A 7,463-nucleotide genomic window follows, 5' to 3' on the forward strand; every position below is an offset into this window, starting at 1 on the left:
CGGCGGCCTGCGAGTGCTCGGCCCCGGCGACGTCGGCCCCGAAGGCCGGCCCTGCTCTACATGCGCGCCGACCTGCCCGACCTCCTGTCCGCTCACCGCACCGCCGCGCAGGCCACGCACTTCCTGGGCTCCTTCGACGAACTGCACGTGGGCTACAAGGACCGCTCCTGCCTCACCGACGACGGCGGCGAGCGCCTCATCTGCCCGGCGAGCAACGGTATGTTCCGCCCGATCCTGGTCGACCGTGGGCAGATTGTCGCCGTGCGCCCGGTCGGCGAGGGCCTGCTGTGGAAGGGCGGGGCGGCGCCATCGGCCCGCGTGGAGCGCGACGTCAACCGGGCTGTCACCCGTATGGAGCACCGCCTGGCCCAGTAGGCGAGGCTCCGTACGGGCCGCCAGGCGCAGGGCGTCGCGATTGGTTCTGTCACTCAAAAGGGTTTGCGTTTCAAACAGGAGAAGGTATCCTGATCTCAAGGTTTGAATCACAAACTGGTTTTCAGTGACGAAGGCATGTGAGGAGCTACCATGGAAGCCGCTACTGCGCCGGCGCGCAAAGTCCCTGTCATGGAGTGGCGCCACGTTGCCAAGCGCTACCCGAAGGCCTCGGGGCGTGCCCTGAGCGACGTCTCCTTCGTGGTGCACCCCGGGGAGATCGTGGTGCTGGTCGGCCCCAACGGTTCGGGCAAGACCACCGCCATGGAGATGGTCTCCGCCCTGCGCCTGCCGACCTCGGGCGAGGTCCTGGTGAACGGCGAGGCCGTGCGCCCCTCCACCCCACAGCGCGCCCTCGTCGGCGTTCAGCTCCAGGAGACGGGGCTGCCCCAGCGACTCAAGGTGCGCGAGGCGATCCGCGCGGTAGCCGGCCTGTACGCCGATCCGGGGCCGGTCGATGAGATTGTCGCCCAGCTCGGCCTCGGCCCCTATATGACCCAGGCGATCGGTTCCCTGTCGGGCGGGTGGGCCAGGCGCCTGGATGTTGTTCTGGCCTGTATCGGCCGGCCCCGCGCCCTCGTCCTCGACGAGCCGACCAGCGGCATCGACCCCGTGGCGCGCGCCGAGCTGTGGGAGTTCCTGCGGCGACGCCGCAGCGAGGGCGTGGCGGTCCTGGCCTCCACCCACGACCTGAGCGAGGCCGAGGCCTACGCGGATCGGCTGCTGGTCCTCGATCGCGGGCGCCTGGTCCTCCAGGGGACGGTCGACGACATCCTCGATCTGGCCGGCGGCCGGTGGCGGCTGCGGCTGATCGGGGTGGAGTCCTCCGTGGACGCCTGGGCCCGCACCCATGGCGTCGAGCTGGTCGAGGCCGGGGACACGCGCGTCCTCATCTCCGACAGGCAGACCGTGGCCGCCATGGCCGAGCAGATCGAGGCCGCTCGCGACCGCGGCGACCTGCACTATCAGGACATCCTCAAAGGGTCGATCCGGCTGGAGGACGTTTTCGCCGAGGCGGTTTCCCAAGCGAATCAGGAGGTAGCCCGATGACCGCGCAATCACAGCAGACCCGGCGGGCGCGCCATGCGAACCCGCAGCTCGACGCCGTCGCGGCGCCGCCCGTCTCCGGCACCCTGCGGGCCGGCTCCTCCGGGGTTGGTCGGTCCCAGCCCGGCCAGCCCCAATCCCTGGCTCCCGGATGGCGGGTGGTGACGGTGTGGGCCCGTCAGGAGCTCGTCCTGCTGCTGCGCGAGCCCGTTGCCGTGTTCTTCTCCCTCGCCTTCCCGGTGATCATGTACGTCTTCATCGGCATTCCCTACGCCTCCAACGAGGTCGCCCCCGGCGTGAGATTCATCGACGTCATGTTCCCCTCGCTCATCCTGTCGGTCATGGCCAACCTGCTGCTCATGGGAATGCCGATATACCTGGCCGAGCTGCGCTCGCGCGGAATCGACCGGCGCTACGCCACACTCCCACTGCGGGGCCGGCACTTCGTGATCGCCCTGCTGCTGTCCACACTCGCGCTGGTGGTGGCCGCCTCGATGATCATCGTTCTGGTGGTCGCCGTGCGCGACGGCGTGAGGCCCGAACTGTGGAACCCGCGCTTCCTCGCGGTCATGGCGGGTTCGATCGCCTGGCTCTCGGCACTGGGCTTCTTCATCGGCGCGCTGAGGGTCTCCTCGCGCACGACCCAGGCCCTGTCGGCCGCCGTCTTCTTCCTTATGTTCTTCGGTTCGGGCGCGGCGATGCCCTTGGAGCAGCTCCCCGAGGCCCTCAAGAGGATCCTGGAGTGGAACCCGCTCAAGCAGTGGCTCGACGTCGCGGTGGGCCTCTACACGGGCACCGGGGTCGAACGGGTGGAGTGGCTCAGGCTTCTCCTGGCGCTGCCGCTGCTCGCCTGCTGCGTCCTGGCGGGGGCGCGGATGTGGAGGCGGCGCTCATGACAACGAGAACGACCGAGCTTGCCGCCGGAGCCCAGCACGCCGGCTTCTGGCGCACTCCAGGGCCTGCTCGTCTCGCGCTGGGGCTCGTCCTGACGATCCTGCTCCTCAAACTGCCGACGGCCACCATCTCGCTCCTGCTCCCCGAGGGGCACGGAACACTGGTTCCCGCCAGCGGAGGCGGCAAAGAAGTATGGATATCGTTGAGCTGGATCGTCTTCACCCTGGTCGCGGTGGGTACCCGTCACTGGATAGGGGCGGTATCGGCAATCTGGCTCCTCACGCTGTCGGCCATCTCCGGAGGACGGCTGCTGGCCGACAGCTACCTGGCCTGGGGGCTCTGGCTGATGGCGAGCTCTCTGGTGGGACTTGATGGCCCTCGCGCTGGCACTGCGTGCGGGAGGCTTCAGCAGGAAACGGCGCAGCGCTGACGGCCGGTGACCGGCGCCCTCGCGCCCCGTGCGCAGTGGTCCGGCAACACTGCCGCCGGACCACTGCGGATCCGGAGATGTGGGGGAGAAGACGCCGAGAATGAGGTTGTCTGATGTCTGGGGAAGTGACAGAATCCGACTCATGAGCAACGAAGCCATGCAGGTCCGCGCACTGCGGGGTCGTGTTGTCACCCCCGACCACATCATCGACGACGGGGCCGTCGTCCTGTCGGGAACCCACATCGCCTGGGTCGGGCCTGCCGACCGGGCCGCCAGGGCCGGCTTCGGAGACGTCGTCGAGCAGGCGCAGACCGCACCCGAGAGCGGCTACCTCCTGCCGGGCCTGGTCGACGTCCACTGCCACGGCGGCGGCGGCGAGTCCTTCCCCAACGCCGAGACCGCCGAGCAGGCGATGATCTCCGTGCGCGAGCACCGCCGCTTCGGCACCACCTCGCTGGTGGCCTCCTGCGTGACGGCTGCCCCCGAGGTCCTCAAGGCGCGCACCCGGGTCCTGGCCGGGCTGTGCGAGGACGGTGAACTCGCCGGCATCCACTTCGAGGGACCCTTCGTCTCGGTTGAGCGCTGCGGCGCCCAGGACCCCACCTACATCATCGACCCCGACGCCGCCCTGACCCGCGAGCTCATCGAGCTCGGCGGCGGGCACGTCGTCACCATGACGATCGCCCCGGAGAAACCCGGCATCACCGGCGACGACGGAGTCAACGCGGCCCTCATCGAGGGCGGGGCCCTGCCCTCCTTCGGGCACACCGACTCCGAGGCCGCCCCCGTGCGCGCCGCACTGGCCGACGCCGCCGCCCGCATCGCCGAGCGCATCGAGGCCGGCAAGATGGTCCGCTCCCCGCGCTCCACCGCCACCCACCTGTTCAACGGCATGCGACCCATGCACCACCGCAAACCCGGGCCCGTGCCCGAGTTCCTGGCCGCCGCCCAGCGCGGCGAATGCGTCTTGGAGATGATCGGCGACGGCGTGCACTTGAACCCCGCCATCGTTCTGGACATGTTCGAAACCCTGGGACGCGACAACGTCGTCCTGATCACCGACGCCATGGCCGCGGCCGGCATGGCGGACGGCGACTACGTGCTCGGCTCCCAGCCGGTCACCGTGGCCGACGGCGTCGCCCGCCTCACCGAGGGCGGCGCGATCGCAGGGGGGACCGCCCACCTCATCGACGTCGTGCGCACCACCTGGCACGGAGGAGTCGACCTGGTCGATGCCGTCTACGCCGCCAGCGTCCAGGGTGCGCAGATCCTCGGCGACCCTTACGTGGGGGCACTGCGGGCGGGCCTGTGGGCCGACGTCGTCGTCACCGACGCGGACCTGAGGCCCGTCACCGTGCTGCGCCGCGGCGAGACGGTGGAACCCGCTGCCTGAGGCGCGCGGCCCAGAACCGCCGCCCGATCCTCCCACGCCACCGGCTCGCACGGGCCCCAGCAGTCTCTTGTCATGTGGGAGCCGTTCGCCCCGACCTGAACCATCAGGTCGGGGCGAACGTGTGGTGCGGAGGCGGCTGGGCCGTGCGCGCCGGTCGGCCGGCCGAAGTGATGCGTGCGGCTAGCCCGGCAGGCCCAGGAGGCGGCGGGTGTAGACGGCCTGGCCGGAGTGCTGGGCGGCGTCGTCGATGATCGAGGCCAGACGCACGCCCCGGGTGACGGGCGGGTCCCAGGAGCTGTCGACGACGTCGTCGAGTACCTGCGGCGTCAGGCCGCGCAGGTAGGTGGTGGCCAGCGCGTAGGCGTCATCGAGATAGGCGAAGAGGAGGCCGAGGTCGCTGACGACGACCTGTGCGGCCTGATCGGGCGTGTGGTGCCAGTCCTCGGTGTCGTCAGGAAGGGCCAGGGCGAAGCGCTCCCGGTGGCCACCGGTGATCCAGACGGGTTCGATGCCCGCCAACGGCGCGACCTGGGTGTCGAGCTCGCGGGCCGTGTGCCAGGCCAACCAGGTCAGGGAGTCGATGCGCGGAGCCAGGTCCGGGGTGGGCTGCGTGTTGGCCTGCTCCACGGTGACGCCGTCGAAGGCGCGGTCGAAGCGCTCGCGCGACCGTGACAGGATGTCGATGAGCATCTCGGGAGTCGTCATGCCGTCAGGCTACGCCTCTGTCTGACGCCCGCGGGAGCCCGGCGTCGACGGGGAACCGGCCCTGAATGGCGGTGGGGGATTCAACGGTGCGGGGAGTTGGGAGCGATGCTCATGTACCTGGCTGAAGGCTTCTCCATGATGGCGAAGGCGAGGCAGGCTACAGCCGAGATACCGACTCCAATGATGCTCGCCATTGCCAGGACGTCGGAGGAGCCGGAAGAGAGTCCCAGGTTCTCAAAGGGTGAAGGAATACGCGAGGGAATGAAGTGTTGATCGGGCAGCGACAAGGATAGGAATATGAGGAATATCAGGTGACTGAAGAAAGCTATCGCTGTTGCCGGTGTGATGATTCTATTGCCAAAGCGTGATGGCCTGTTCGATGTGGCGGCGAAAGTGGCGGCGTGAAAGCCGATGACGTATGGGAGAAGGAAGAAGAAGGAGCGCATGCCGAATGCGTCAAATGTGATGCGCAATCCGATCACGATGAGCGGTATCGCAACGACCAGCGGGATCCTGAGCCAGAAGAAGAGCGTATTCCGCGTGGAAGCGGTGCAGTCGTTGGCTCCCTGTATGGAATTCAGCAGGCACGAGTAGGACATGACGCTGTACGGCAAAGGGGCTGGGATCTGGTGCGCATATGGAGGCGGCCCTCCGTATACCTGCATACTGCTCTGGGGGAGGCTCATGCCTTGAGGTTAGAGGCGGAGTGCGAGAACGGCGATGGGGTGTTGTTCCCAAGGGGCGAGGAGCGGGCCAGACGGACGAGTGGTAGCGCGAGTGGGTGATCCGGATGCGGGCCGGCCGTGGTCGCGCGCGCTACCGCGCCCCGACGAACGCCCAGATCAAACCGAGTCCCGGACACGAAACGCCCCTCCCACGAGTGGCGCATCCACCCACGGAACCCGCCGTCGTTGGTGAAGAGGATGTCGGAGTGGGGGTGTCGGGGGGTTAGTGTCCTTGGGCTTCTTCGGCGTCGTCGGTGAGGTAGGTGACGATGCGTACGAGGTCGTAGGGGGTGGAGGTTTCGGTGGTGGTGATGGTGCCTTCGATTGTGTGCCAGTTGGTGTGGCCGGTGGGGCGGTATCTGGTTGTCCAGGTGGTGGTCAGGGTGGTGGTGATGTTCTTGTCGGTGTGTTTGTAGTGGTGGGTGACGGTGTGGTTCGGGTAGGGGGCTCCGGGGTCGGTGGTGGTTGTGGTGGTTCCGTCTCCCCAGTTCCAGGTGTAGGAGATGGGGGTGAATTCGACGTCGATTGCTGTGTCGAGGATGGTGGTGGTCTGGTAGCGGGGGGTGGGGTCGGTGTAGACGATGAAGGCTTTGGAGATGATGACTTTCGGGCCGGGTGGTTGGCGGGTGATGCCCGAGCCCTGTGCGATGAGTGTGGCGGCTTGGCGGGTGGTGATCGTGATCGTGCGGGGGCCGCCGGTGGGTTCCTCGGGTCCGGAGGGCTGGAGCAGCCCGTTGTTCACGCAGTGAATCTCAGGGTGTTCGTCGCCGTTGTCGGTGCATTTTTGGTGGGGTTTCTCGTCCCACATCGACGGTTCCGATGCCGTCACGTCTGGGTGTTCCTGAGATGGTGGTGCACCGGGCTCCGATGTCCCCTCCTGGGGAATCTGCTCTGTCGCTTCACCATAGAATTGAGCTCCGTCACCGCCATTTCTTGCGCCCATTTGAAGCTTAGGTGGAGCCTGATCAGAATTATCCGCCCAACCGGCGGGCGCGATAAGAAACGAGGTCAGTGCAATGGCGGTCACGGCTGTCCGAAGTTTCATCATCATTTTGACTCCACTTCCACAACCCCGACAACCCATATTCTGCCGTTATATCGAACTCCAAAGTTAATTACTTGCCCTTCCGTGGGGTTGGAGGTGGTGGGATTTTTCCCGTCACCATAGTAAGAGGTCATTTTTCCGTAGTTGACGACCACTTTCACCCTGTTGTAGTTGTAGCCTTCTAGTTTTTCATAGTAAGTCGCGTCAACAATTTCTTGATCCCATTTGTCGGCCCACCCTCCTTTGCTGTGAATTTCGGTAGCATCGTTGATGGTGGATTGGCAGAATTGGCACTGGTCTTCGCTCATGGCTGCGAGTTCGGTGGTGTCGCCGGTCATGAAGGCGTAGCGGTAGAGGTCGAGGAAGTAGTAGACGCTTGCGACTGCGCCCTCGGAGGTCTCCTCGCTGACCTGTGGATTCTTGACGGGTGCGGGTTCGGCTAGGGCGGTGTCGCGCTGGGCCTTGAGTTCGGGGGTCAGGGCGGCCTCTCGGGAGGCGGTCGCTGAGGCGTTGGCGTCGGCGATCCCCTTCTCGGCCCGGGCGACGGCCGCAGACGCGCTGGCACTGGCGCTGGCACTGGCCTCCGCCCGCGCGTCCTTCAGCGCGCAGCCCGCCGCCCCCAGGGCCAGGACGCATACCACCGCCAAACCGGCGGCCGCCCGGCGGCGCCCCAGACGAGAACCGGACCGCCCGTACTCGCCTGCGGGTCGCCTCGAGTGCACAGGCCTTGGGGATCGTAGGGACGTGCTCATCACCGATAGCCTCCTCGCCACCGAAACAACTCCTCACACC

At 67.0% G+C, this 7,463-nt stretch carries 9 protein-coding genes; 5 read left to right on the forward strand and 4 right to left on the reverse strand.

The features are described 5' to 3' along the window. The 5 genes from HMPREF0975_RS06890 to HMPREF0975_RS06910 all read left to right on the forward strand — a co-directional run. A partial coding sequence (locus tag HMPREF0975_RS06890; RefSeq protein WP_332248275.1) for a DNA glycosylase AlkZ-like family protein occupies nucleotides 1–375 on the forward strand: 375 nt, incomplete at its 5' end. A gap of 150 nt (nucleotides 376–525) precedes the next feature. Beyond that, nucleotides 526–1,482 carry an ABC transporter ATP-binding protein gene (locus HMPREF0975_RS06895; protein ID WP_009233422.1) on the forward strand — a complete coding sequence of 319 codons (957 nt, stop codon included), beginning with the start codon at nucleotides 526–528 and terminating at the stop codon, nucleotides 1,480–1,482. Next, entirely contained in the window at nucleotides 1,479–2,375 is an 897-nt protein-coding gene (locus HMPREF0975_RS06900) for an ABC transporter permease (RefSeq protein WP_009233423.1), read from the forward strand. The genes HMPREF0975_RS06895 and HMPREF0975_RS06900 overlap by 4 nt, the downstream gene beginning before the upstream one ends. Next, nucleotides 2,372–2,803, forward strand: coding sequence for a hypothetical protein (locus HMPREF0975_RS06905; RefSeq protein WP_009233424.1), 432 nt, complete (start codon nucleotides 2,372–2,374; stop codon nucleotides 2,801–2,803). Before HMPREF0975_RS06900 ends, HMPREF0975_RS06905 begins: the two co-directional genes overlap by 4 nt. A gap of 157 nt (nucleotides 2,804–2,960) precedes the next feature. Beyond that, the gene (locus HMPREF0975_RS06910) at nucleotides 2,961–4,196 is read left to right on the forward strand and encodes an N-acetylglucosamine-6-phosphate deacetylase (protein WP_009233425.1); all 1,236 of its coding nucleotides are present in this window, start codon (nucleotides 2,961–2,963) and stop codon (nucleotides 4,194–4,196) included. Between the two features lie 180 nt (nucleotides 4,197–4,376). Here the strand turns inward: HMPREF0975_RS06910 and HMPREF0975_RS06915 are convergent, their stop codons facing one another. From HMPREF0975_RS06915 to HMPREF0975_RS06930, 4 genes are all read right to left on the reverse strand, one after another. Continuing rightward, nucleotides 4,377–4,901 (reverse strand): mycothiol transferase, encoded by a 525-nt coding sequence (locus tag HMPREF0975_RS06915; protein WP_009233426.1) that lies wholly within the window; start codon nucleotides 4,899–4,901, stop codon nucleotides 4,377–4,379. Nucleotides 4,902–4,981: 80 nt separating this feature from the next. Next, nucleotides 4,982–5,587 carry a hypothetical protein gene (locus tag HMPREF0975_RS06920; RefSeq protein ID WP_021610047.1) on the reverse strand — a complete coding sequence of 202 codons (606 nt, stop codon included), beginning with the start codon at nucleotides 5,585–5,587 and terminating at the stop codon, nucleotides 4,982–4,984. A 262-nt stretch (nucleotides 5,588–5,849) separates the two neighbouring features. Further along, the gene (locus tag HMPREF0975_RS06925) at nucleotides 5,850–6,368 is read right to left on the reverse strand and encodes a zinc transporter (protein WP_232212479.1); all 519 of its coding nucleotides are present in this window, start codon (nucleotides 6,366–6,368) and stop codon (nucleotides 5,850–5,852) included. A gap of 305 nt (nucleotides 6,369–6,673) precedes the next feature. Next, nucleotides 6,674–7,423, reverse strand: a complete 750-nt coding sequence (locus HMPREF0975_RS06930) for a DUF6318 family protein (RefSeq protein WP_009233429.1) — start codon at nucleotides 7,421–7,423, stop codon at nucleotides 6,674–6,676. Nucleotides 7,424–7,463: the final 40 nt, after the last annotated feature.

Origin of the sequence: Actinomyces sp. oral taxon 849 str. F0330 (assembly GCF_000239715.1) — a bacterium.
Classification (GTDB): domain Bacteria; phylum Actinomycetota; class Actinomycetes; order Actinomycetales; family Actinomycetaceae; genus Actinomyces; species Actinomyces johnsonii.

Bases quoted from the DNA above. Each gene is read 5' to 3' on its own strand.
- HMPREF0975_RS06920 (WP_021610047.1), bottom strand. From the start codon at position 5,587: ATGAGCCTCCCCCAGAGCAGTATGCAGGTATACGGAGGGCCGCCTCCA.
- HMPREF0975_RS06910 (WP_009233425.1), top strand. From the start codon at position 2,961: ATGCAGGTCCGCGCACTGCGGGGTCGTGTTGTCACCCCCGACCACATC.
- HMPREF0975_RS06895 (WP_009233422.1), top strand. From the start codon at position 526: ATGGAAGCCGCTACTGCGCCGGCGCGCAAAGTCCCTGTCATGGAGTGG.
- HMPREF0975_RS06905 (WP_009233424.1), top strand. From the start codon at position 2,372: ATGACAACGAGAACGACCGAGCTTGCCGCCGGAGCCCAGCACGCCGGC.
- HMPREF0975_RS06900 (WP_009233423.1), top strand. From the start codon at position 1,479: ATGACCGCGCAATCACAGCAGACCCGGCGGGCGCGCCATGCGAACCCG.
- HMPREF0975_RS06915 (WP_009233426.1), bottom strand. From the start codon at position 4,901: ATGACGACTCCCGAGATGCTCATCGACATCCTGTCACGGTCGCGCGAG.
- HMPREF0975_RS06930 (WP_009233429.1), bottom strand. From the start codon at position 7,423: ATGAGCACGTCCCTACGATCCCCAAGGCCTGTGCACTCGAGGCGACCC.